General features: G+C 62.5%; 20 protein-coding genes. 8 read left to right on the top strand and 12 right to left on the bottom strand.

Annotation, left to right across the window (positions count from 1 at the left end):
• Nucleotides 1–515: 515 nt before the first annotated feature.
• The 4 genes from VMR39_RS18005 to VMR39_RS17990 all read right to left on the bottom strand — a co-directional run bounded on the left by VMR39_RS18005 (nucleotide 516) and on the right by VMR39_RS17990 (nucleotide 5,844).
• On the bottom strand, nucleotides 516–2,024 hold the full coding sequence (locus VMR39_RS18005) for an aldehyde dehydrogenase family protein (protein ID WP_325417610.1): 1,509 nt from the start codon (nucleotides 2,022–2,024) through the stop codon (nucleotides 516–518).
• Nucleotides 2,025–2,094: 70 nt separating this feature from the next.
• Entirely contained in the window at nucleotides 2,095–3,912 is a 1,818-nt protein-coding gene (locus VMR39_RS18000; protein WP_325417608.1) for a TonB-dependent receptor, read from the bottom strand.
• Nucleotides 3,867–4,457 (bottom strand): TonB-dependent receptor plug domain-containing protein, encoded by a 591-nt coding sequence (locus VMR39_RS17995; RefSeq protein ID WP_325417606.1) that lies wholly within the window; start codon nucleotides 4,455–4,457, stop codon nucleotides 3,867–3,869. The genes VMR39_RS18000 and VMR39_RS17995 overlap by 46 nt, the downstream gene beginning before the upstream one ends.
• 85 nt (nucleotides 4,458–4,542) lie before the next feature.
• Nucleotides 4,543–5,844, bottom strand: coding sequence for a cytochrome P450 (locus tag VMR39_RS17990; protein ID WP_325417604.1), 1,302 nt, complete (start codon nucleotides 5,842–5,844; stop codon nucleotides 4,543–4,545).
• Nucleotides 5,845–6,065: 221 nt separating this feature from the next.
• Here VMR39_RS17990 and VMR39_RS17985 point away from each other — a divergent pair, with 221 nt between their 5' ends.
• Nucleotides 6,066–7,169, top strand: coding sequence for an NAD(P)-dependent alcohol dehydrogenase (locus VMR39_RS17985; protein ID WP_325417602.1), 1,104 nt, complete (start codon nucleotides 6,066–6,068; stop codon nucleotides 7,167–7,169).
• On the opposite strand, the gene VMR39_RS17980 is transcribed toward VMR39_RS17985, so the two are convergent.
• The 4 genes from VMR39_RS17980 to VMR39_RS17965 form a co-directional block, all read right to left on the bottom strand.
• Complete coding sequence (locus VMR39_RS17980) at nucleotides 7,144–7,887, bottom strand: MerR family transcriptional regulator (RefSeq protein ID WP_325417600.1); 744 nt, start codon at nucleotides 7,885–7,887, stop codon at nucleotides 7,144–7,146. The genes VMR39_RS17985 and VMR39_RS17980 overlap by 26 nt on opposite strands.
• A gap of 66 nt (nucleotides 7,888–7,953) precedes the next feature.
• Nucleotides 7,954–9,000: an aromatic ring-hydroxylating dioxygenase subunit alpha gene (locus VMR39_RS17975; RefSeq protein ID WP_325417598.1), complete on the bottom strand. Its 1,047-nt coding sequence runs from the start codon at nucleotides 8,998–9,000 to the stop codon at nucleotides 7,954–7,956.
• 146 nt (nucleotides 9,001–9,146) lie between these two features.
• Nucleotides 9,147–9,926 (bottom strand): SDR family NAD(P)-dependent oxidoreductase, encoded by a 780-nt coding sequence (locus VMR39_RS17970; protein WP_325417596.1) that lies wholly within the window; start codon nucleotides 9,924–9,926, stop codon nucleotides 9,147–9,149.
• 65 nt (nucleotides 9,927–9,991) lie between these two features.
• Nucleotides 9,992–12,235 (bottom strand): TonB-dependent receptor, encoded by a 2,244-nt coding sequence (locus VMR39_RS17965; protein ID WP_325417594.1) that lies wholly within the window; start codon nucleotides 12,233–12,235, stop codon nucleotides 9,992–9,994.
• Nucleotides 12,236–12,486: 251 nt separating this feature from the next.
• On the opposite strand from VMR39_RS17965, the gene VMR39_RS17960 reads away from it, so the two are divergent.
• From VMR39_RS17960 to VMR39_RS17940, 5 genes are all read left to right on the top strand, one after another.
• Entirely contained in the window at nucleotides 12,487–13,800 is a 1,314-nt protein-coding gene (locus VMR39_RS17960) for a Rieske 2Fe-2S domain-containing protein (RefSeq protein ID WP_325417592.1), read from the top strand.
• A gap of 148 nt (nucleotides 13,801–13,948) precedes the next feature.
• Nucleotides 13,949–14,881 carry a PDR/VanB family oxidoreductase gene (locus VMR39_RS17955; protein WP_325417590.1) on the top strand — a complete coding sequence of 311 codons (933 nt, stop codon included), beginning with the start codon at nucleotides 13,949–13,951 and terminating at the stop codon, nucleotides 14,879–14,881.
• 75 nt (nucleotides 14,882–14,956) lie between these two features.
• Nucleotides 14,957–16,306, top strand: coding sequence for an MFS transporter (locus VMR39_RS17950; RefSeq protein ID WP_325417588.1), 1,350 nt, complete (start codon nucleotides 14,957–14,959; stop codon nucleotides 16,304–16,306).
• On the top strand, nucleotides 16,303–17,928 hold the full coding sequence (locus VMR39_RS17945; RefSeq protein WP_325417586.1) for a GMC family oxidoreductase: 1,626 nt from the start codon (nucleotides 16,303–16,305) through the stop codon (nucleotides 17,926–17,928). Before VMR39_RS17950 ends, VMR39_RS17945 begins: the two co-directional genes overlap by 4 nt.
• A 19-nt stretch (nucleotides 17,929–17,947) precedes the next feature.
• The gene (locus VMR39_RS17940; protein ID WP_325417584.1) at nucleotides 17,948–19,435 is read left to right on the top strand and encodes an aldehyde dehydrogenase family protein; all 1,488 of its coding nucleotides are present in this window, start codon (nucleotides 17,948–17,950) and stop codon (nucleotides 19,433–19,435) included.
• A gap of 21 nt (nucleotides 19,436–19,456) precedes the next feature.
• Here VMR39_RS17940 and VMR39_RS17935 read toward each other — a convergent pair whose 3' ends face one another.
• The 3 genes from VMR39_RS17935 to VMR39_RS17925 all read right to left on the bottom strand — a co-directional run bounded on the left by VMR39_RS17935 (nucleotide 19,457) and on the right by VMR39_RS17925 (nucleotide 21,630).
• Nucleotides 19,457–19,957: an RES family NAD+ phosphorylase gene (locus VMR39_RS17935; protein WP_325417582.1), complete on the bottom strand. Its 501-nt coding sequence runs from the start codon at nucleotides 19,955–19,957 to the stop codon at nucleotides 19,457–19,459.
• Nucleotides 19,958–19,964: 7 nt separating this feature from the next.
• Nucleotides 19,965–20,315 (bottom strand): antitoxin Xre/MbcA/ParS toxin-binding domain-containing protein, encoded by a 351-nt coding sequence (locus tag VMR39_RS17930; protein ID WP_325417580.1) that lies wholly within the window; start codon nucleotides 20,313–20,315, stop codon nucleotides 19,965–19,967.
• Between the two features lie 82 nt (nucleotides 20,316–20,397).
• Entirely contained in the window at nucleotides 20,398–21,630 is a 1,233-nt protein-coding gene (locus VMR39_RS17925) for a LysR family transcriptional regulator (protein WP_325417578.1), read from the bottom strand.
• A 151-nt stretch (nucleotides 21,631–21,781) separates the two neighbouring features.
• Between VMR39_RS17925 and VMR39_RS17920 the strand changes: the two genes are divergently transcribed.
• Entirely contained in the window at nucleotides 21,782–22,921 is a 1,140-nt protein-coding gene (locus VMR39_RS17920) for an acyl-CoA dehydrogenase family protein (protein WP_325417576.1), read from the top strand.
• Nucleotides 22,922–22,960: 39 nt separating this feature from the next.
• Here VMR39_RS17920 and VMR39_RS17915 read toward each other — a convergent pair whose 3' ends face one another.
• Nucleotides 22,961–23,605: a CaiB/BaiF CoA-transferase family protein gene (locus tag VMR39_RS17915; RefSeq protein ID WP_325417574.1), complete on the bottom strand. Its 645-nt coding sequence runs from the start codon at nucleotides 23,603–23,605 to the stop codon at nucleotides 22,961–22,963.
• Between VMR39_RS17915 and hpf the strand changes: the two genes are divergently transcribed.
• On the top strand, nucleotides 23,540–23,713 hold a 174-nt coding region (gene hpf / locus VMR39_RS17910; protein WP_325417636.1), incomplete at its 3' end, for a ribosome hibernation-promoting factor, HPF/YfiA family. The genes VMR39_RS17915 and hpf overlap by 66 nt on opposite strands.

Below are 23,713 nucleotides of genomic sequence, written 5' to 3'. Positions count from 1 at the left end.
CACGGGTCGTGACGCAAGATCATCTGAACACCAGAGCACATCGAGCGAATTGTCGCAGATCGGTTTACGGAAGGTCGAGCTTGCCGGGAACAGAAAGTCACAAGGGTTGCCCATCTCCCGCAACCGGCGAAGCAACCCTAGAGCGTGCGTCGACAGCGGGACAGCATGGGGCTTGCGCATCTTCGTACGTTCGGCCCGCACGCACGCCATACCGCTGCCTTGAAGTCGATTTCGTTCCGCTTCGCCTTGCGCAATTCTCCCAGGCGGCGCGAAGCAACTCACCGACCTTGGCCGGCTCCAGCAAGGCCGCATGATGCTTCATCTTGGGAGTGACCAGAGTCCCGCCCAGGATATAGACCGGATTGTACTGCGCTCGCAGAGTAGCAACACCCGGCGCGCGCTCGGATAGCCGACGCCCGAATATACCATGTTTTCCCTGGGTTTTGAGGCTTCACACTTTCGCATGGGCGCTTACAGGCTCATACAGCGAGCAGTCTTCGATGCAGCGCCATCCATCAATCAGATAACAGCGCCGTAACCGTCTTCGTTTCCATATAATGCAGTAAGCCTTCCTCACCTACTTCCCGCCCCCAGCCGGATTCCTTTACCCCGCCAAAGGGTGCGGAAGGATCGTTCATTCCATGGGTATTGATCCACACCGTCCCCGCCTGCAACCGGCGCGCAATCAGGTGCGCACGGGACAGGTCGCGGGTCCAGATATTGGCGGCCAGGCCATAGCGCGTGTCGTTGGCCCGCTTCACCACCTCGTCCACATCGTCGAAAGGCGTTGCCACCAGCACCGGTCCGAAAATCTCCTCGCGCACGATGGTTGCGTCGGGCGAAGGATTGGCAAAGATGGTCGGCTCCACGAAATAACCGCCTTGCTCGCCGATACCGCCGCCGGCCACAAGCTCTGCCCCGCTTGCCTTGCCCTGCTCGATATAGTCTAGCACCCGCCTCTGTTGCACCCGCGACACCAGCGGCCCCAGCATCGTGTCGGGATCGCGACCATGGCCCAACTTGAAGCCCTTCGCCGCCTGAGCGACCCCATCGACCACCTTGTCGAACACCGATCGCTCGACATAGAGGCGCGAGGCGGCGAGGCAAACCTGTCCCGAATTGAAGAAGATGGCGAGCGCCGCGCCGAGCGCAGCCTGTTCGAGATCGGCATCGGCGAAGATCAGCGACGGCGACTTGCCGCCCAGTTCCAGCGTGACACGCTTCAGATCCTTCGCCGCGGTCTGGACGATCTGCTTGCCCACGCGGGTCGATCCGGTGAAGGCGATCTTGTCGATGCCAGGATGCTCGACCAGCGCCTGTCCGGCTTCATGGCCATAGCCGGTCACGATATTGAGAACGCCTTCGGGCAAGCCCGCCTCCAGCGCCAGTTCGGCGAGGCGCAGCGCGGTCAGCGGCGTAACTTCGGAGGGTTTGAGAATGATGGTGCATCCCGCCGCCAGTGCGGAAGCGATCTTCCAGGCCGCCATCGCCAGCGGATAATTCCACGGCACGATCTGACCGACGACACCGATCGGCTCACGCACCGAATAGCTGTGATAGTGGCGGCCATCACCGGAGATCGGGTTCACCTGACCGTAAAGCTTCGACGTCCAGCCGGCCATGTAGCGGAAGATATCGACCGCTGCGGGCACATCCACCGCCAGCGCATGATGCACCGCCTTGCCATTGTCATAGCTTTCCAGCAGCGCCAGTTCCTGCGCATGATCCTCGATCTTGCGAGCAACCGCCTCGATGATCCTGCCGCGATCAAGCGGTCGCATCCGCGCCCAGGCGGCGGACTCGAACGCAGCCCGCGCCTGCCGCACGGCGCGCTCCACATCCGCTGCGGTGCCGGCCGGGACGCTGGCGAACACCTGGCCCGTCGCGGGATCTTCTACATCGATCCTGCGTCCGTCTGCCGCTTCCTGCCAGGTGCCACCGATCAACATGCGCGTCTTCGGCAGGCGAACTTCATGCCCCAGTTCGCCATGTAGGTCGGCGACAACGGGCGTAGATGCATTCATGAGGCATATCTCCAGACAGGAAAGAAGGAGCCGCGCCCGCCTTTCAAGGCGCGGCCCAGGGGAGGAGCATTCAGAAACGCGCAGACAGGTTCACGCCAAAGGTGCGCGGGCGCCCGGCAAAGCGAACCGTCGTGTCGGTGATGCGCGTGGCGTTGGACCAGTAATAGACATTGCCCAGATTTCGCACGAAGGCGCTGATCTTGTAGCGCTGGTCGGCGAAGGATAGCCCCGCCCGCAGATCGACCAGCGCATAATCCTCAATTGTCAACCCACCCTGCGCCGTCAGATCCGCCGATGGTGTCGCGCGGGCATTGCCCAGCACTGCCTTGGTATCGCTCTGGAAATTGAGGTTGGCACCGATAAAGGCGCCCACATCGTCGCTCAATGCCCAGTCATATTGGGCATCGGCCACGATCTGGAACTTTGGCGTGTACGGGAAGGCCGATCCACCAAAGTCGAGTTGGTTGCCATAGCTGTCATAGTTGACGAAACTGCCCTTGATCTTCGTGTCGAGATAGGTCGCGCCGATGCTGACGCGCAGCCCGTCGGTCGGCGCCAGATCGAGTTGCAGTTCCGCGCCCTGGACGCGCGATCTGGGGACGTTGACCAGCGCTTCCAGCGGCCCGAACACATCGGGATTGGCGATCACCCGCCCCTTCAACTGCTTGTCGCTATAGTCATAATAAAAGAGCGCGCCGTTGATCTGGGCCGTGTTTTGCAGGACGGTCAGCTTGGCCCCGATCTCATAGGCGGTCACGGATTCCTGCGTCACGGGGTTGAACTGGTTGGCGTCGCTGGCTGACAGCAGCGGGAAGCTGCCCGACTTGTAGCCCTTGCTGACCGAAGCATAGAGCAGCACGTCCTTGCTGGGTTTATAGTCGATGCCCGCACGCCAAGAGACATTATCCTCGTCCAGCGTGCGCTGCACTTCCCCGACCGTCAGGGTCGTTCCGTCGATCGTCACGCAGCCATCGGTCGGAATGTCGATCGCCGGCAGGCCCACCGTGCTGCGAATATAGTTGACCAGATTTTCGATGCCGAAGCCCAGCGCATTACCGCGATCGGCGGTGCAGCCGGCAAAGTTGATATCGGTCTTGGTATAGCGCACCCCGCCATGCAGGGTTATCGTCTCGCCGATATCATAGTCCAGATTGGCGAACACCGCCTTGTTCACGAACTTCTGCCGCGCATATTGGCTATAGACGAAGAATGGGATGCCAAGACCGGCATCGACGAAATTATAGGCCGATGTCGACTGGTCATAGGGGCCGGCATCATCCTGCTGATAGGTTTTTTCCCGCGCATAATTGGCGCCCAATATATAGGTCAGGCCGCCCGTGCGGCCCTGCAACCGCAATTCCTGCGACAGGGCCGTGATCTTGCCGGTGGTGTTGTAGAAATAGTCGCGCAGCGCCACGCCGTCCGGGTCGATATCCTGGTCATTATGATATTCCGACCAGCTGCTGATCGACGTCAGCGTCAAATCATCGGTCAAGTCGATGTCGCCCCGGAACGCCGCCTGATAGAACCAGTCGTCACGCTTCGGCTTCTGTTCCGGCGTCCAGTCTGCATCGCGATTGTTGCGCGGTGCGATGGGGTAGGTAGCGAGCGGCCCCAGCCGGGCCGGATTGCCCAGCGGCACCACTCCGATCAGTTGCGCCGCCTGCCCGTCGCTCTTGTCGATGAACCCGTTGAGGTTGAGCGAGAAACGCGCGCCGTCCGATGGTTCGAAATCGATCAGGATGCGACCAGTCGTGAAGTTACGGTCACCCAGCTTCTCGTCACGGGTATAGCTGCGCTGCCATGCCCCACCCTGTTCTGTGCGCAGCGCCACCCGCGCCGTCAACATGTCGCTGATCGGCCCGCTGACGAAACCGCCGGCCGACACCTGCCCGAATTGTCCACTCCGGCGTCCAGCCCGGCCTTGAAGGTCGATGTCGGCTTGGCCGCGATATAGTTGATCGCGCCACCGGTCGCGTTGGAGCCGAACAAGGTACCCTGCGGCCCCTTCAGCACCTCGACCCGTTCCAGATCGAGCGTCGCGCCGCGGGTCATGATCGAAAAGGGAATCGGCACCTGATCCTGATAGATGCTGACCGTCGGCTTGGCAGCCAGGCTGGTATCGTAGAAGCCGATGCCGCGCAGCGTGTAAACCGGCGTCGCAAAGGCGCTTTCCGTATAGTTGAATCCCGGCACGATCTTCACCAGATCGCTGACATTGGTTACGCCCTGATTGGCGAGCTTCTCGCCCGACGCGGCGGTGATGGACAGCGGCACGTCGTTGATCGCCTGTTCGCGCTTCTGCGCGGTGACGATGATGTCGCCCAGGCCTGCCGGCTGCACCTGCGGCGCGACATCCTCCTGCGCGCAAGCGGGCGATTGCAGCGCCACGGCCGAAACACTCGCAACCAGCAGGGCTATTGTCTTTTGCATGTCAGGCTCCTCCCATATTGCCCGGATATTCTACCCTTGGGCATTGTCCCGGCCCCGCCTGCGCGGTGTCCCGGCCTCTGAAAAATCAGGCTTTCTTGAAGCGGATCGGCAGCGCCTTGTAGCCGCCGACAAAGTTGGTCTCGACCAGTCGCGGATCGCCCGCCATCTCCACCGACGTGATATGCGGCAGCAGTTCCTCGAACAGGATGCGCATCTCCAGCTTGGCCAGATGCTGGCCCAGGCACATATGCGGGCCAAAGCCGAAGGCGATGTGCGGATTGGGCGATCGGGTGATGTCGAAGCGATCGGCATCGGCAAACACATCTTCGTCGCGATTGCCCGATGGGTAACAGATCATCAGCCGTTCCATCGCTCGGATATCCATGCCTCGTACCTGCGTGTCGGCGGTGGCGTTGCGCATGAAATGCTTGACCGGGCTGGTCCAGCGGATCGCTTCGTCCACCAGACCGGCGATCAGGGATGGATCGGCCTTCACCTTTACCCAGTTTTCAGGATGAACCATCATCCCATGCAGCCCGCCCGCCGTGGAAGATGACGTCGTGTCATGCCCGGCCGTAGCGATCGCCACATAATAGCCATTGGCCTCGTCACGCGGGATCGGCGCGCCGTTGATCCGCGAATTGGCGATCAGCGAAAGAAGATCGTCGGTCGGCTGCTCGCGGCGCCGGGCGCTTAGCTTGTCGAAATAGACGTAGAAATCCTCGATCGACGCCGCCCATTGTTTCGCGGCAACCACCGGGTCGGCCGCCATTTCCGGCCGTTGTTCCTCCGGATCATGAACACCGAAAAATTCCTGCGTCAGCTTCAGCATTTGCGGCTCATCTTCGGGCGGCACCCCGAACAGCGTCATGATGACCCGCAGCGGATAATGGAGCGCGAAATCGCGCACGAAGTCACATTCGCCGTCGAAGCTCAGCAGATTGTCGACCGACTGACGCGCCAGCACCCGGATCTGCTCCTCCAGCTTGCTGATCTTACCCGGCAGGAACCAGTTGGACGTCAGCGTGCGGTAGGACGCATGTTCGGGCGGGTCCATATAGGTCAGAGACGACAATATGCGCAGCGACCCGCCGTTGATGTCGCGGGTGAAAGCGTCGGACGCCTGATCGTTCAGCACCGGGTTATGATCGGCATTGTGGAACAGCTTGGCGTTGCGTTCCACTTCCCTGATGTCGGCATGCTTGGTGACGATCCAGAGCGGGTCATAGCCCGGCACCTGCGCGATCCCCAGTGGCATATGTTCACGCAGCCAGCGGAAGGCGCCATAGATGGTCGCATCGTCGATATAGCTCTTTGGCGCAATCACGATTCGCGCAATATCGTCGGGAATGATTGGACGCGTGTCTGCATCCAGCGAAGTCGCCATGAAACTACCCTCTCCTACTACGCAGTCCTTCGGACATTTACGTATTACGTATGCCTATTACGTAGTTGTGGACAAGGTCGGTCGTCAATCGTAAAAAGAAGTCGGATCATTTCACCGGATTATCGCGCAAAGCGGCGCTTTTGCGCGGATCATTGGCAGGAAATGGCCATCACGATCCCGGCTTTTGAATATCAAGGCCCAACTTGAATGAGAGGATGACGATGGAGATACAGGCAGCGGTCGCCCGGACGCCGGGCGGGGAATTCACCATCGAACAATTGGCGCTCGGCGACATGCGTCCCGACGAGATATTGGTGCGGGTCGTGGCGACAGGCCTGTGTCATACGGACATCATCGTACGCGACCAGTTGCTGCCGACGCCGCTGCCCGCCGTGCTGGGCCATGAAGGCGCAGGCATCGTGGAAGCCGTGGGCGCCGACGTTACCTCGGTGGCCCCAGGCGATCCTGTGGTCATGAGATTTGCCGCCTGCCGCGCCTGTCCCCAGTGCCTCAACGGTCAACCGGCCTATTGCGCCGATTTCGCTGCTCTCAATTTCGGTGGATGCCGTACCGACGGTTCGACCTGCCTCCATGACGAAACGGCGCCGGTCAGCAGCCATTTCTTCGGCCAGTCCTCCTTCGCGCGCCATGCCATCGTCGCTGCCCGCAATGTGGTGAAGGTGCCCGCCGGCGCACCACTGGAATTACTGGGGCCGCTGGGCTGCGGCATCATGACCGGCGCGGGCGCTGTGATGAAGGCGCTGAAGCTGAAGGCCGGGGAAGCGATCCTCGTCACCGGTGGCGGCCCCGTTGGGCTGAGCGCCGTCATGGCAGCCAGGGCGGTCGGTGCCGGCGCGATCTTCGTCGCGGATCCGCTCCAAAGCCGCCGCGCCAAAGCGATGGAACTGGGCGCCACCCATGTGATTGATGTGAACGCAGGCGACACGGCGGAGCAGTTGCGTGCCATCCGCCCCCAAGGCGTCGATTGCGTGCTGGACACATCGGGCGCGGTACCAGCGATCGAAGCCGGCGTGCGCGCGCTCGGACCATTGGGGCGGCTCGCCATGGTCGGCGTACCCCGGGCGCTGGATGCCACGATCAGCGTCAACATCCTGCACCTGCTCTCACTGGGTATCAGCATCTGCGGCGTGACGGAGGGCAATGCCGATCCGCAAAGCTTCCTCCCCGAACTCATCGCCCTCAATGCAAAAGGGCTGTTCCCGTTCGAGAAGTTGATGACCCGCTATCGGCTGGAAGATATCAACCAAGCCGTAGCCGACCAGCATGAAGGCCGCTGCGTCAAGGCCGTGCTGATGATGGATTGATGCCGCCCGCGGGGCGATCCGTTTCCTTGCCGGCGCGGATCGCCTCGACATGGCGGAAGAAGGCGCGCTGTCGCATCAGGCCGAAAAAGTCGAGCATCAGCGGCAACGCATGTTCAACCATGGTCGCAGCCTCATCCACGTCGATATGCCCTTCGACCCGCTCCATGAAGGTACTCGCTTCCCACCGCCCGACGAAATCCGCCGCTTCAGTGTAGAAGCCCAATATCTCAGGCGTATAGTCCAGCCGCTGGTCGAAGCCAGCCTTGCGCATATCGCCCCATATGCGCACGAGCTGCGCGCAGGTGATGCTCAATGCCTCCCCCTGGTCGGTGTCGATGATGGACAGGATGCCGATCTTCGACAGTGTCCGGGCGTCCTCCGCCGCATGGGGATAGCGATCCAGCAGCGACACGATCATGACCGGCGGGCCATCCACCCCGGCACGATGCGCCACCAGTTGCTCCAACTGGTCGAACGCGCTGGCCTCCACCCGGCCCTCGGTCCCTTCACCGCCGATGATCGCCTTGATCTGCGCCAACGTCAGCCGGTTCTCCCGCTGCAACCGCCGGATGGCCAGGATCGCCTGGACATGTTCCTCGCCATAATCGGCGACGGTCTTGCGCGGCCTCACGGGTTCGGGAATCAGTCCTTCGCGCAGATAGACGCGGATCGTCTCACGATGGACCCCGGTCCGCTCCTCCAGTTCGCGCATCTTCATCGCGTCGCTACAGCATGGCGAACCGGAAGGAGCAAGCCACTATGGTATCTATATACGCAAGGCGCGTCATTCCGCCGCGATAACGGCCCCATGCTCGGCCTCGAACATGGCGCTCAGCACGCGGCGGGCCTGATTGACCGCCCCATCGCTGGCGATGCCGACGAAACCGCGCTCCGGCTCGTCGTCGATGCGCTGCTGCTGCGCTTCCAGCGTTTCCTCATCTTCGGTGATGGTGTCGAAAAACTGGTCGAACAGCACGTCGGGCACACCGCTCTCCTTCGACGCAGTGGTACAGATGGTCCAGAGATAATGGCTGGTCGTCTCGGTTTCCGGGGTGATGAAATGATTGTTCGCCAGCATGAAGCCATTGTCGCGTTTGCCTTCATAAGCGCCGGTCCCCGCGTCGCAACCGCCGGCATTGACGCGACAGGTCATGCCGATGCCAGGGTTGAAGCGCACTTCCTGCCACCGGTCCACCCGCCCCTTGAAGCCGCCCGCATCGACATAGGATTTGGGCGGGATGCTGTTGGGCATCTTGCGCAGCAGCGTCACCTTGCGCCCGTCAAACTCTACTTTGGTGTCCGCCTCGTAATGCTGCTCGGGATTGCCGCCGATCGTGCGGGCATGAATGTAGGGGACGTGGGTCAGGTCCATGATATTGTCGATGATCAGTTGCCAATTGGCCTTCACCGGGAAATTATAGGGCCGCCACGTCCATTTGGGATCGTCATGTTCGGGATTGTCGATGATGGTCGACGGGTCGGCCAGAGCGGGTTCGCCCATCCATATCCAGATGAGATGATCCTTCTCCACCACAGGGTAATGGCGCACATTGGCGGCCGGCGGGATGCGGGTCTGATTGGGGATGCGGGTGCAAGCGCCGCGCTTGTCGAACTCGACACCATGATAGCAGCAGCGGATCACATCGCCATCGACATGACCGGCGGAGAGCGGCATGGCCCGATGGCTGCACCGATCCTCCAGCGCGGCGATCTCGCCCGCCTCGGTACGGAACAGGACGACGGGTTTGTTCAGATATTTGCGGCCGAGCGTCTTGCCCGGCGCGATATCGGCGGCGAAGGCAGCCACATACCAGGCATTATAGATGAACATCCGACTCTCCTTACCCTGGCCGATAGCGTTGCCGGCCTCCTGTGATGTTGCGCGCAGGCTATGCCGCCGGTCCCGCCCCTGCCAATCGCTATGCGATAATGCCATAAGATAAGCGGGATGAGCGATAAGATTAGCGGACCGAGCGCTTAACGAAGGTACAGGCCGCCATTCATGTCAAGCGTCGCCCCCACGAAGAAGCCGCCCCGGTCCGACGCCAGCAATGCCGCCGCCGCAGCGATCTCACCAACGGCCATGAAGCGGCCGACCGGCACCTCGCCCTCCACCCGCGCAATCTGTTCCGCCGACAGGCGCGCCTTGGCAGTATCGATCGGGCCGGGCGCAATGGCGTTCACGGTGACGCCAGTTCCGGCCAGATAGCGGGCGAAATATTTGGTCAGCATGATCGCCCCCGCCTTGGACGCCGCATAATGGGGCGACGCGACCGTGCCGCCATTCTGCCCGGCAAGCGAGGTGATGTTGACGATCCGGCCATAGCCCTGTTCGCGCATATGTTCGGAGAAAATCTGACAGCTCAGGAACACGCTGCGCATGTTGATCTGGACGATTGCGTCAAACTCTTCGGGCGTGATGTCCTGCGTCGGCGTGCGCTTGGCGAAACCGGCATTGTTGACGACGATGTCGACCTTGCCCCATTCCGCTATGATCCGGTCGCGCGCCGCCAGGAAATCAGCCTTCGACCGCACGTCGAGCGACAGGGCAAAAGCGCTTTCGCTGCTGCTATCCAGCGAGTCCGCTATCTGCTGCGCCACGGCCAGATCGACATCGCTCACCGCCACCTTGCCACCGCCGGCATGGATTTCGCGCGCGATCGCCTCCCCCACGCCGCGCCCGCCACCGGTGATGAGCGCCGTCCGCCCCGCAAACGAAAAGCTGCCGTTGGCGGGCAAATCAAACTGTTCGGCCATGATCCATCCTGATCTTGAAAAGAAAAAGGGGGAGGCTGCACCCTCCCCCTGCAACGCACGACCGCCTACGGCCTGATGGAGAGGGTCAGACCATAGGTACGCGGCGTATTGGTGAAGATCTTCCAATAGGTCGTTCCGTTGCCCGGCACCGCGAGGAAGGCGGTGATGTCGTCGGCATTGACGATCTGATAATTGTTGGTGAGGTTCTTTCCCCAGATGCCCAATGTCCAGCGGCCATCTGCGGACTCATAATTGAGCCGAGCGTTCAGCGTCCGTCCCTTGGTATCGTCATAGAGATTGTCGTAGAGCCGCAGCGTGTTGGCGTCATCGGTCGAAATGCGGCTGGAATAGTTGAAGTCGGCCTGCGGCGTCAGCTTCGCGCCATTGCCCATCGCCAGGTCATAGCTGGCCCCGATGGTGAAGCTGTCGCGCGGTGCGAACTTGGCCGGATTGCCCGAATAGTCGAGATTGACCAGCGGATCGCGCAAATCGGTATAGGTACCGATCAGATGCGTGTAATTGCCGGTCAGGCGCAGTCCGTCGATCGGCCGCAGCACGGATTCGACCTCCCATCCTTTCATCTTCAGCGTGCCGTTATAGGTATGCGCGATACCGCCAGCGCCGGAGAAATTCTGGAGATTCTTGGTCTTCTGCTTGAACAGCGCGACGTTGAAGTCGAGCATATTGTCGAACAGCCGGGTCTTGGCGCCGATTTCGTAATTCTGCGCCTTTTCCGGGTCCAGCGGAATGGTCGGGTCGCGATAGGCATTGTCGACAAAGCCGCCCGATTTGAAGCCCTTCGCCCAGGTCGCATAGAGGTTCACATTATCGATCGGCTCATATTTCACCGTCACGCGCGGGGTGAAGGCGTTCCAGGTCTTGCCGCCCGACGCCAGCACTTCGCCGGGGAAGCCGAAGCCGGGGATCGCACCCGCATCGGTGGTAGAGAAGGCATGATAGTCGATCTTCTTGCGATCGGACGTATAGCGGCCGCCCGCAACCAGAGAGAGTCGGTCGGTGACTTCGAACGTGCCTTCACCAAACACGGCCAGGCTGCGGACATTGCCGTCCTGCACGCGGGTGATGTTGGTGACGTCCGGGTTCCGGCGAACGGATGCGGGCACGGCCGATCCGGGCAGCGGACTGTAATAGAAGATGTTGGTCGTCGAGACATCGGCCGACAGATAATAGGCGCCTACGACATAGGAGAAGCGACCCGGTGCGGAGGCGAAGCGGACTTCCTGCGTGAAGCTGCGATTCTTCACCACCTGCCGGCGGTCGAACACCGGCACCTGCGTCGCGACCGGCACGTCGTCGTTAATCGCGTGGCTGTCATTCAGGCGATAGCCGGTGATCGCGGTCAAAGTACCGCCCAGCACGTCCAGGTCGCCGCGCAGATAACCGCCGCGCAGCCGCTGGCGATAGGGTGAGCGAGCAAAATCATTGTTGGTCCATTTGCCATCATCATAATCGCCGAAGGTCGCCGGGATGCGCTGCACGCCGCCGATGCCCAGGCCGATCGCGCCACCATTGCCTTGCGTATAGCTGTAGTCACCCGACAGGACGATCTTCAGCGTATCGGTCGGCTGGAACAGCAACTTGCCGCGCATCGCCACGCCATCGGTCTTGCCATAGCTGCCCTTCTGGTTGGGCGTGTCGATCAGGCCGTTGGACGTTTCCGTGCTGAACGCCGCGCGAAACGCCAGCTTGTCGTCCACCAGCACGCCGTTGACCATCCCCTCCGTCCGGACATACGCGCCATTGCCGGCCGTCACCTGGCCGAACCAGTCTTCCTTCATTTCGGGATTGTTGGTGATGACCGCGATCGCGCCACCCACCACGTTGCGGCCGAACAACGTGCCCTGCGGCCCGCGCAGCACTTCCACGCGCTGGATGTCGTAGAAATTGGCGTTTAGGTCATTGTTGAACACATAATAGACGTCGTCCATGAAATAGGCGACCGGCGTGTCCAGCGTCGCCGTGCGGAAGGTCGACACGTTGCCGCGGATCGCCACGATCGACAGCGACTTGTCCGATGTGTTGACGGTGATGCCCGGCATCTGCTGCGTCAGGGCGGTGGGGCTGAACACCTGCGTCTTGCGCAGATCCTCGCCACCGAAGGCCGCGATCGAGAATGGCACTTCGCGCACCGTCGATTCGCGGCGCTGTGCCGTTACGATAATGTCCCCGCTGACCGATTCCTGCGGCGCGGCGGCTTCCGCCTGCGCCATGGCCGGCGCGCTGACGCCGATCATCAAGGCGCCCAGAACAGCGCCGACGGCGGTGGAAGTTTGGATTTTGAACGGCATGAAAAGCGTCTCCCCTGGGGTGCGAGCGGCTTGCCTGCCGCCTTGGCAAGAGGGGTGAAGCAGCAAATTTCTTCGCCGCACAATAGCTTCGTCCCGATTTTTGAATGGTACGACCATATTCCGATTGGGGTCGCCGTCCGCCAGCGTCTAGCGAGGATATAGCAGATGCAACGATCGACGGCGGACAATGAGGGAGACTTCCCGACACTGGACCGACCGTTCAACAGGGTAGTGTAGGAAGAGCCTGAGCCATGCAGTCCAGTGATAGCGCAGACCTGACCAAAGTTGGTCCCGGAACCGTGATGGGCAATTTCATGCGGCAATATTGGTTGCCCGCCTGCCTGTCGTCCGAAGTGAAGAGCGATGGCGATCCGGTCCGCCTGATGATCCTGTGCGAAAAGCTGATCGCGTTCCGCGATAGCTCCGGTCGGGTTGGCATCATGGATCATCGTTGCCCGCACCGCTGCGCGTCGCTGTTCATCGGCCGCAACGAGGAAAACGGCATCCGCTGCGTCTATCATGGCTGGAAGTTCGACGTGGACGGCAAGTGCGTCGACATGCCCTCCGTCCCTGCCCGCATGGACTTCAAGGAAAAGGTCCATGCCAAGGCGTACAAGACCCATGAAGCCAACGGCCTGATCTGGGTCTATATGGGGCAGAACCAGACGAACCCGCCGCCGCTGCCAGCGATCGAGGCGACGATGCACCCGGACGCGGAAATCTGGTGCCTGCAACGCGATTGCAACTGGCTTCAGGCGCTGGAGGGCGACATCGATACCAGCCATGTCGGCTTCCTGCATGTCGGCGGGATCGAGGCGGACGATCTGGAACCCGACCATCCGATGCGCCCGACCGTGCTGGACCGCGCGCCCGAATATGAAGTCGCCCAGTCCGACTGGGGCGTCATGTATGGCGGCTATCGCCCCAATGACGATGGCCAAATGAGTTGGCGCGTCGCCCATTATATGTTCCCGATGTGGACGCAGACGCCCAACAACCGCTTCGCCACCCGCGCCATCGCCCGCGCATGGGTGCCGATGGACGACGAACATTCGATGCTGTTCGACATCACCTGCGGCGTGGATGCGGGCAATCCGGCCTATAATTCCACGCTGAAGGACGGCACGCCGCTGTTTGACCAGATCAGCTATGCGCCCAACACGACCGACTGGTTTGGCCGCTGGCGATCGACCGACAACGAAGCCAATGACTGGGCCATCGACCGGGAATCGCAGCGTAACGGCCATCAGTTCACCGGCATCCCCAACATCACGATGCAGGACCAAGCCGTCACCGAAAGCATGGGTCCGATCACTGACCATAATTTTGAGAACCTGGCTCCGACTGACCAGATGATCGCCCGCGTCCGCCGCCGCGTGCTGCTGGCCGCCCGCGCCTTCGCCAACAAGGGCGTGGTGCCGCCGGGTATCGAAAATCCGGACGTCTTCTATCGGGCGCGTGCAGGCTCCTTCCTGCACGATCCCAGCGACAGCCTGCAAAATGCCTATGAAGCGGCCTTGGCAAAGGCAGTACGCTGGCCCGACAAGGTGGAAGCAGCGGAATAAGCCAAACCGGCGGTCGGCACGATCCATGTACCGGACCGCCCCAAACGAAGGGACATAAGGTGACGAGACGCATTGCGATCCGCACCGGGCGCCGATCCATCGCGCACCGGCCGGATCAAGAGACGCATCGCGCCGAAGGGAGAGTGTGATGCAGGTACGTATCCGGACCATCCGTTGGGAAGCGGAAGGGATCAACAGCTATATATTGGAGCCGGTCGGCGGCGGCATGATGCCTGCGTTCGAACCGGGCGCCCATGTCGATCTCCAGCTCGAAAAGGGTCTGGCGCGCAGCTATTCGCTGGTCAACGATCCCGCCATTCGCGGCTATTATGAAATCGCCGTCCATCATGCCATCGACGGTCGCGGCGGATCGCGCCACATTCACGAGAAATGGCGCGTCGGCCAGATCGTGGAAATGTCGGAGCCGAAGAATAATTTTCCCATGGTCGAGGATGCCAGCCACACGGTGCTGGTCGCCGGCGGTATCGGCATCACCCCCATGCTGCCGATGATCGCGCGGCTGGAGAAACTCGGCCGCAGTTGGGAACTCCATTATGTCGCCGCCACCCCGGATCGCGCCGCCTATGTCGACCGGGTCGAGGCATATGACCGTGTCGAAATCGCTTATGACGGCCTGCCCGGTGGCCAGCGGCTCGACCTGAAAAGCATCTGCGCTCGCGCCCCGGTTGACGCGCATCTCTATTGCTGCGGCCCGACCGGCATGCTGGACGCTTTCGTCGCGACCAATGCCGACCGACCCAAGGGCCACGCCCATATCGAATATTTCTCCGCCGAAACGGAGTTGGCGACCGAAGGCGGATATACGCTCGAACTGGCCAGGACCGGCAAGACCATCGCCGTCGACGAAGGCGAAACGATGCTGGACGCGCTGCTGATGGCGGGCGTCGATATCGGCTTCGCCTGTTCGGAGGGGATCTGCGGCACCTGCCAGGTCAAGGTGCTGGATGGCGTGCCCGACCATCGCGACCATTTCCTGACCGATGAGGAAAAGGCTGCGAACAAGCTGATCATGGTCTGCTGCTCCGGCGCCAAAACCGCCAATCTGGTGCTGGACATATAAGGGCAAGCGCGCAGCCCATGGGTAGTGGGCAGCGAAGACGGATAACGGGGCAAAAGCCCATTGAGGAGAAGCCGTTTGGCAGGGATCGCGTTGGAGCCGGAAGGCAAGGGCATGCTGGACGCATTGCCCCTGTCCTCCTTTCAGGTCTGGGCCGTGCTGATGATTGCCGCGACCGTTGTTCTGGACGGTCTGGACAATCAGATGCTGGGACTTGCCGCCCCGTCCCTGCTGAAGGAATGGAATATCAGCCGCGATGCGTTGGGATTCGTCTTTGCGCTGGGATTCGTCGGCATGGGCGTAGGCACGCTGACGTCCGGCTTCATCGGTGATCGGTTCGGCCGCCGCGGCGCGCTGCTGATAGGCGTCGCCATCTTCGGCGTGGCGACCCTCGCCACCGGCTTTTCTGTCGAACTCTGGCATGTCGCCGTGCTCAAGACGCTGGCCGGCATCGGCCTTGGCGGCGTACCCGGCACGGCCAGCGCCATGATCGCGGAATTCACCCCCGCGCGCTGGCGCAGCGTAGCCGTTACCTTCGGCGTCGTCTGCGTGTCGATCGGCGGGATATTGGGCGGGGTCGCGGCGGCGGCGATCCTGCCGGTGCTGGGCTGGCGCTGGCTCTTCTATCTGGGCGGCCTGCTCACCATGGCGTTCGTCACACTACTCTGGTTCATACTACCGGAATCGCCCCGTTATCTCGCCGAACGACCCGATCGCCGGGCGGAACTGGACGCAATCCTGCGCCGCATCGCCCATCCGGATCCGGGCTCGGTCCAACCGGCGGAGAAGGTAAACGGAAAAACGCCTTACGTCCCCTTCAGCACCCTGCTGAACGGCGCGCTGCTGCGGGACAGTCTGGCACTCAGCCTCGCCATGTTCTCAGGCATGTTCATGATCTACCTCATGTTCAACTGGGCGCCGACCATGCTCTTCAGCGCGGGTTTCGGCCTCCAAACCGCCAGCCTTGGCCTCACCAGCTTCAACCTGGGCGGCACGATCGGCGCCATGTTCGCAAGCCTCGCCATCATCCGCTTCGGATCGCGCCCCACGCTGATCCTGATGGCCGTCACCGGCGCAGGCGTTTGCGCATTACTGGCGCTCCTCCCCATCGACGGCGGCCGCAACGAACCGGCGGTGCTTGCCGCGCTGGGCGCACTCGGCCTGTTCGCCAGCGCCGCGCAGTCGGCCATGTTCGCCGTCGGCGCCCATGCCTTCCCCACCGCCGTGCGCGCCCGTGGCCTTGGTCTGATGGGTGCAGCCGGCCGCGCCGGCGCGATCGTCAGCGCGGTTGCCGGCGCCACCCTGATCGGCGGCGGCAATATGGGCTTCTTCGGCGTATTGGCCGCCCTGATGTTGGTCAACGCACTCGGTTTCATCGCCGTGCGGGGTCATGTCCCCCGCCTCGGCCGACAGGATGCACGCGCATGAGCGACTATGACTATATCGTGATCGGTTCCGGTTCAGCGGGCAGCCTGATGGCCAACCGCCTGTCCGCCGACCCGGCCAACCGCGTCGCCCTGATCGAGGCGGGACCGTCCGACCGCAAATGGCCGGTCAACATCAAGACCGCCATGCCGGTCGGCAATATCTTCCTGCTGCCGCACGAAAAATATAACTGGAAACAGTCGCTGGCCGGCAACGAAGCCGTGAACCATCGCCAGATCAACTTTCCGCGCGGGAAGCTGTTGGGCGGATGCAGCGCCATCAATGGCGGCGTCTATATTCGCGGACAGAAGGCGGATTATGATGCCTGGGCCGAAGCGGGGAACAGCGGCTGGTCCCATGTCGACGTGCTACCCGCCTTCAAGGCGGTAGAAAATTACCACGGCCCCGACAGGGACTGGCACGGCAAGGGCGGCGAGTTGGACGTCGAAAAGCCGCGTAGCTGGAACCCGATCGCTACCGCGATCGTGGATGCCGCCGCGCAGGCCGGCCATCGCCGCAACAATGATTTCGCCGGCGACCGGCAGGACGGCTTCGGCCGCTACGACCTCAACCAACGGAACGGCACCCGCCTGTCCAGCGCTCGCGCCTTCCTCCACCCTGCGCTCCATCGCGAAAATCTCAGCGTCCTGGCCGAAACCATGGTCCGCCGCATCCTCTTCGATCGCGGCCGCGCCAGCGGCATAGAGGTCGAGAAGGACGGCATCCGCCGCATCCTCACTGCACGGCGCGAAATCATCTTGTGCGCAGGCGCGACCAACTCGCCCCAACTGCTCATGCTGTCGGGCATCGGCCCGCAGGACCATCTGCGCGAGATGGAAATCGGCCTCGTCCATCACCTACCCGGCGTCGGCCAGCATTTGCAGGACCATCCAACCGTCCATGTCGCGATGGAAAATCCGTCGGCGCAATCCTACGCCATCTCGCCCAAGGCGCTGCCTCGCATCCTCGCCAGCCCTTTCCGCTATCTCGTCAATCGCACCGGCATGCTGGCATCCAATGTCGCCGAATGCGGCGGCTTCCTCTGCACCGACGGCAGCGGCCGGCCGGACATCCAGATCACCTTCCTTGTCGGATTGAAGATCGACGCCCGCTCGGTCCCGCGCCGCCACGGCTATATGGCGCTGATCCAGTTGCTCCGCCCGAAAAGCGCCGGCGCCGTCCGCCTGGCGAGCAACCGGCCGGAGGACAAGCCGGTCATCGATCCGAATTTCTTCGCCGACCCCTATGACATGAGAACACTGATCGCCGGTTTCCGCGAGACCCGCCGCATCTTCACCCAGCCGGCGCTGGCCGAAATGACCGGCGCCGAAATCGAACCCGGCGCCCAGCATCAGAGCGACGGGGACATCGAAACCGCGCTGCGCAAGATCGTCAACACTGCCTACCACCCGACCGGCACCTGCAAGATGGGGCCGGACGGCGATCCCATGGCCGTGGTGGACAGCCGGTTGAGGGTGCGCGGCGTCACCGGCCTGCGCGTCGTCGACGCTTCGGTCATGCCGGAAATCATCAGCGGGAACACCAGCGCCCCCACCATGATGATCGCCGAGCGCGCCGCCCACTTCATCCTCGAAGACGCCCTTCGATCCAATATCGCTGCCTGATCCCGGCCCGGAGAGACATATGACCATCACCACCATCCCGCCCCGCCCCGCTCTGCTCGACCGGCTTGAACAGGACATGCTGATCGGCGGCCATCGCGTCCCTGCTTTGTCGGGCCAGCGGTTCGAAACCCGCAACCCTGCTACCGGCGAATTGTTGGCGCTGGTGGCGCAGGGCGGTGCGGAGGATGTCGACCGCGCGGTCAAGGCTGCCCGCGCCGCCCTCGCCGGCCCATGGGGCCGCATGAAGGGCGCCGAACGGCAGCGCATCATGCTGCGCCTCGCCGATCTGGTGGAGGCTCATTATGAGGAACTGGCGATGCTCGACACGCTGGACCTCGGCGCGCCCTACAGCCGCACTATCCTTGGCAAGGCGCGCGCCGGCAGTCTGCTGCGCTATTATGCCGGTCAGGCGACGCTGATCGCCGGTGAAACATTGGACAATAGCGCGCCCGGCGATGTCCTGTCCCACACGATCAAGGAACCGATCGGCGTCGTCGCCGCCATCAACCCCTGGAACGGCCCGATCGGCATGTCGGTGTGGAAGGCCGGCCCGGTTCTCGCCAGCGGCTGCACTCTCGTCATGAAGCCCGCCGAACAGACCCCGCTCTCCGCCTTGCGCTTCGGCGAGCTTTGTCTGGAGGCCGGCGTGCCTGAAGGCGTCATCAACATCCTCACTGGCATGGGCGATGCGGGCGCGGCCCTTTCCGCCCATCCCGGCGTCGACAAGATCGCCTTCACCGGATCGACCGGCGTGGGCGAAAAGATCCTGCGCGCCGCCGCCCCCACCATGAAGCGGGTCACGGTCGAACTGGGCGGCAAATCCCCAAATATCGTCTTCGCCGACGCGGACCTGGACAAGGCAGTGCCCGCCGCCGCCATGGCCGTCTTCGCCAATTCAGGTCAAATCTGCTCCGCCGGAACCCGCCTCTTCGTTCAGTCCTCGATCCGCACCGAGTTCATGGAACGACTTGCCGCCTTCACGAAAACGATCAAGGTCGGCGACCCGCTGAACCCGGAAACCCAGATCGGACCGGTCGTTTCCGCGCTTCAGATGGACAAGATATTGGGCTTCATGGACGGTGCCGTGGCTGAAGGCGCCAGCGCGCTGGCCGGCGGCGGCCGCCTGTCGGGGGCGGGCTATGATGACGGCTACTTCCTCGCCCCCACCATCTTCGACAACGTAACCGACGACATGACCATCGCACGGGAAGAGATTTTCGGCCCGGTCCTGTCCACTTTCTCTTTCGAGACGATCGAGGAAGTGCTGGAGCGCGCCAACGCTACGCCCTTCGGCCTTGGCAGCGGCGTGTGGACCCGCGACCTCGCCACCGCGCACCGCATGGCGCGCGGGATCAAGGCGGGATCGGTCTGGGTCAATTGCTATCAGATGCTCGATCCCGGCGTCCCCTTCGGCGGCTATGGCTTGAGCGGCTTCGGCCGAGAGTCCGGCCCGCACCATATCGAGGATTATCTGGAAACCAAGGCCGTGTGGATCAAGCTGGATTGAGAGTAAGGCAGGATATCGCGCTCAGATTTTATCCAGCCGTCCCTCATCATCAATCAGCGTCAGTCTGTACGGGGCGCTATTGCTCCACGTCCAGAGTATGAGGTTCATATCATCGTCAGTGGCACCGCGCGCAAAGCTGCGAACCAGCAGTCCATCAAAGCCATTGGCAATCAGGGTTTCGGCAAAAATCTGGGTGCGCGCCTTTCCGGCCGCCTTCATCTGATCGCGCCACGTCGGATCGGCCAGAGCGGCCGGGGTAATGCCGAACCGTTTGAGTGCGCCAGGATCGCGACCATCGAAGACGGATTCGATATCCGCCTCATAGCATATAATCGTCGTGGGTTGCAGATCGCCGACCTGATTGGCTTCGCGGATGGCGGTGTGGAGGGATGTAGCGCAATAGAGAGCGGCCATGCCTTTCGGGTTGAACCGGCCGCCATGCAATTGAGAGCCCCGCCCCGAAACGGGCTCACGCGCGTAGACGGGGTTCAGCGCCCGGTAAAGTTTGCCCCGATAGCGCATGAAGCTCTCAGGCGTAGACCCCCGCATCGACGGCGTCGATATAGTCCAGCACGTCGCTCGCCCGGCCCTCCTGCACAAGCTGCATCGCGGTCCGGCCGGAAAATCCCGCCAGAGGCTCCGCCCTGTACCAGGCATAGGCGATAAGCGCGGAACCGAAACGGGGGCTGGTCTTCGTGATGATCTCGACCATTTCCCTCAAGCGGCGTTGGGTCTTGTCGGAACGCAGCCGCTCCTTGCGCTGCACCGCGTCACGACCAAGGCCAGCCGACCGCGCCACTTCCTCGCTGGTCGTGCGAAATGCCGCCGCAATCTTGATCGGCGCAAACAGCCCATGATCAGCATAGTCCAGCAGGCTCATATCATTTCCCACCACAATCATACTGACGCAATATAGCGTCAAAATTATCGGCATTCAAGGAGCAGGTAGTGGGAGCCATTTCCTAAACCCACCCCTCCCCGCGCAATCCCACGACCGCCGCCTCTTCCACCCGTCGCGTCGCTGCATCCTTCACCAGATCCAGAAACCGCCGCTGAATCGCGGTCGGGCGCCAGCTTCTGCGCGTCGTGATGCCGACCAGACGGCGACTGGTTTCCAAAGGCGGGCCGATCTGGGTCAGCAAGCCGCTGCGAATCTGCAATGCCACCTGATCGGGCGACAGCAGGGTCAGGAAATGCCCCTCGGTCAGCAACCGGCCGATGATCATCACCGATCCGCATTCGATCGGCGTCGGCGGCTGCGGCTGATCGGCGAAGAGTTGCTGCCATTGTTCACGCAGCGGCGAGTTCGCTGGCGCGACGATCCAGGGATAGGCCGCCAGTTGCGCCATGGACGGCGTGGCCACCTGCGCCAGCGGATGGCCGCTGCCCGCAGCGATGACCAGCCGGTCCTCTACTAGCGGCATCTGGTAAAGGTCGGCAATCTCATAGGGCCTCAGCGCGCCGACGATCATGTCGATCACCCCATCGCGCAGCGGCTCGACCAGTTCGCGCCAACTCCCCTCCAGCACCTTGAATGCCGCGCGCGGCTCCTCGCGCGTTAGCCGGCCCATCGCCGCCGGCACCAGATAGGGCCGCGACAACGGCAGCGCCCCGAACGAGATCAACTCACTGCCGCTGCCACTGTCCAGCCCCAGGTCCGCGATCGCCGCCGAAATCTCCGCCACCGCCAGTCGAGTGCCGCGCGCCAGCCGCTTGCCCGCCGGGTTGAGCCACACAACCCGCCCTCGCCGCTCGACCAGCTTGCCGCCGATCATCTGCTCCAGATCGCCGACCGCCCGATGAACTGCCGTCTGCGACAGACCGGTACCCTGTGCGGCGGAAGCAAAGCTGCCCGCCTCCGCCAGCGCTAGAAAGGCGCGCAGCTGAGTCATCGTCATCAGACGTTCGGGGTGCAGGAACACTGCCGACAGCCCCTTGGCCCCCGCCGACAGATGCTCCAGCGCCGCCTGCGCACGCTCGATCACGATCTCCCCCATGGGGGTCGCGATCATGCCGCCTGATCGCCGCTCGAACAGCGTGTATCCGAACTGTCGCTCCAGCTTGGCGAGGCCCTGAGTCAGCGCCGGTTGCGACAGGCTGACCGCATCGGCCGCAGCAGTGATGCCGCCATGCTCCCGGATCGCGAGCAGGGCACGCAGGTGCCGCAGATTGAGGTCGAACGGATCAGTGGACATGCTGGCCTTATCCTAATGCCTCCCGACAGGAACGCCAGCGGGATCAAAAATTTGAATGGACTGACCATTTGCCAAATGGTAGGACCATTAGCAGCGAAAAGCGATTCAACCGTCCAACTCGTTGTTTCATTCATCAAGGAGGGGAAGCCCCGTGGATTTCGAACTGCCCGACGATATCAAGGAATTCTGCGACGTTACGCGCACCATTGTGCGCGACCTGTTGCCCCATGAAGTCGAATTTCAGGAAACGGGCGTCATTCCGCCGATCGTCCGGCAGACGCTGGTCGACAATGGCTATTTCGGTATGGCCTTGCCCGAAGCCTATGGCGGCCTCGGCCTCGGCGCATTGGCGCAGGCAGCGGTGCAGATCGAACTCGCTCGCCTCCCTCCCCAATTCTGGACCGAATTGCGCCCGCTGATGGGACCGGGCGCGAAGAACATCATCTATCATGCCAGCGAGGAACAGCGCGCCGCCCTCCTCCCCGGCATGGCATCGGGCGAGATCCCGATCGCCTTCGCCTTGACCGAACCCAATAGCGGGTCCGATCCCGGCTCGATGCGCACCACCGCTGTCCGGAACGCCGACGGCTGGCGCATCAATGGCAGCAAGACCTTCATTTCCAATGGGAAGAAGGCCAAATATGTGATCGTCTATGCCTATACGGACAAGGCTGCGGGCGCCCGCAACGGCATCTCCGCCTTCCTGATGCCGGCCGACACGCCCGGCTTCTCGGTCACTGGCACGATCGAACTGATGGGCACCGCGTCGCCCGGCGTCTTCGAACTCAGCTTCGATGAATGCCAGGTACCGGCTGACGCGCTGCTGGGCGAAGAGGGCCAGGGTTTCCGCTACGCGCTCGAAGGCCTCAATGAAGGCCGCATCAATGTCGGCGCGACGGCAGTCGGCATGGGCGAATATGCGCTGGAACTGGCGATCGAGGAATCGAAGGTGCGCCCGGCCTTTGGCGGCGTCATCTCAGAATTTCAGGCGATCCGACATTATCTGGCCAATATGGCGACCGACATGCGCGCCGCGCGCCTGATGTTGCTCGACGCCGCCTGGCGCTATGACCAGGGCGACAAGAGCCGCGACCTCGCCGCCATGGCCAAGCTGTTCGCAACCGAAGCGGGCAGCCGCACCGTCGACACGGCCGTGCAGATCTTCGGCGGCAACGGCTATTGTCGTGGCTTTGCGGTAGAGCGGATGTATCGCGACATCCGCATCACCCGGATTTACGAAGGCTCCTCTGAAATCCAGCGCAACACCATCGCGCGCGAACTTCTACGGTAATCGATATGGGGGAAGGGAAGCCCCTTCCCCCTTCCGACATCAGATCAATTGCCCCGCAGTTCGCAGATCAGCGACCCTATCATCGGACAATCCCAATTCCTCGCGCAGCAATGATGCGCCATGTTCGCCCAGTTCCGCCACCAGATCGCGCGGCTGCGCCCGCGATGCGCTCATGCTGAAGGGCGGATTGGGTACGGCATAGGGGCCGGCCCTGTCATGGATGGTCGTCCACGCTTCGCGCGCCGCGAGTTGTGGATCGTCCAGCACCTCCGCCATCTCCCGATAGCGCGCGCACGGCACGCCATGGTGGGAAAGTATCGCCTCCGCTTCGGCGGATGTCCGCTCAACAGTCCATTGCTCGGTCAGCCCCAGCAATGTCGCCCAATTCGCGTTGCGATCGGTATTGGTGCGAAAGCGGGGATCGTCGCGCCATTCGGGATGGCCGACCGCGTCAGTCAGTTGTTCGAAATTGCGCGGGCTGGTTGGCGCCACCATGATGAATCCGTCGCTGGTGCGCAGCGGCGAATAGAGCGGCCGCCGCGTACCACCAGGAAATTGCGCCTCCTGCGCCTCGAACACCAGCATGCCCACCATCGCCTCCAACATCGACAGGTCGATATGCTGGCCCTTACCGGTCTTTTCCCGCTGGTAGAGCGCCGCCAGCGTGCTGAAGTCAACCTCCACGTCAAGGGCAAGGACATCTTCGTCGAGACCGCTCACGAAGATCTCTACGCCGCCATTGACCAGTTGATGGACAAGCTCGACCGCCAGGTCTGCCGCCACAAGGATCGC

It is taken from the genome of Sphingobium sp. (genome assembly GCF_035511395.1).
Taxonomy (GTDB): domain Bacteria; phylum Pseudomonadota; class Alphaproteobacteria; order Sphingomonadales; family Sphingomonadaceae; genus Sphingobium.
The sequence above is the reverse complement of the archived record's forward strand: the minus strand, read 5'-3'. Positions and strand labels throughout refer to the sequence as shown.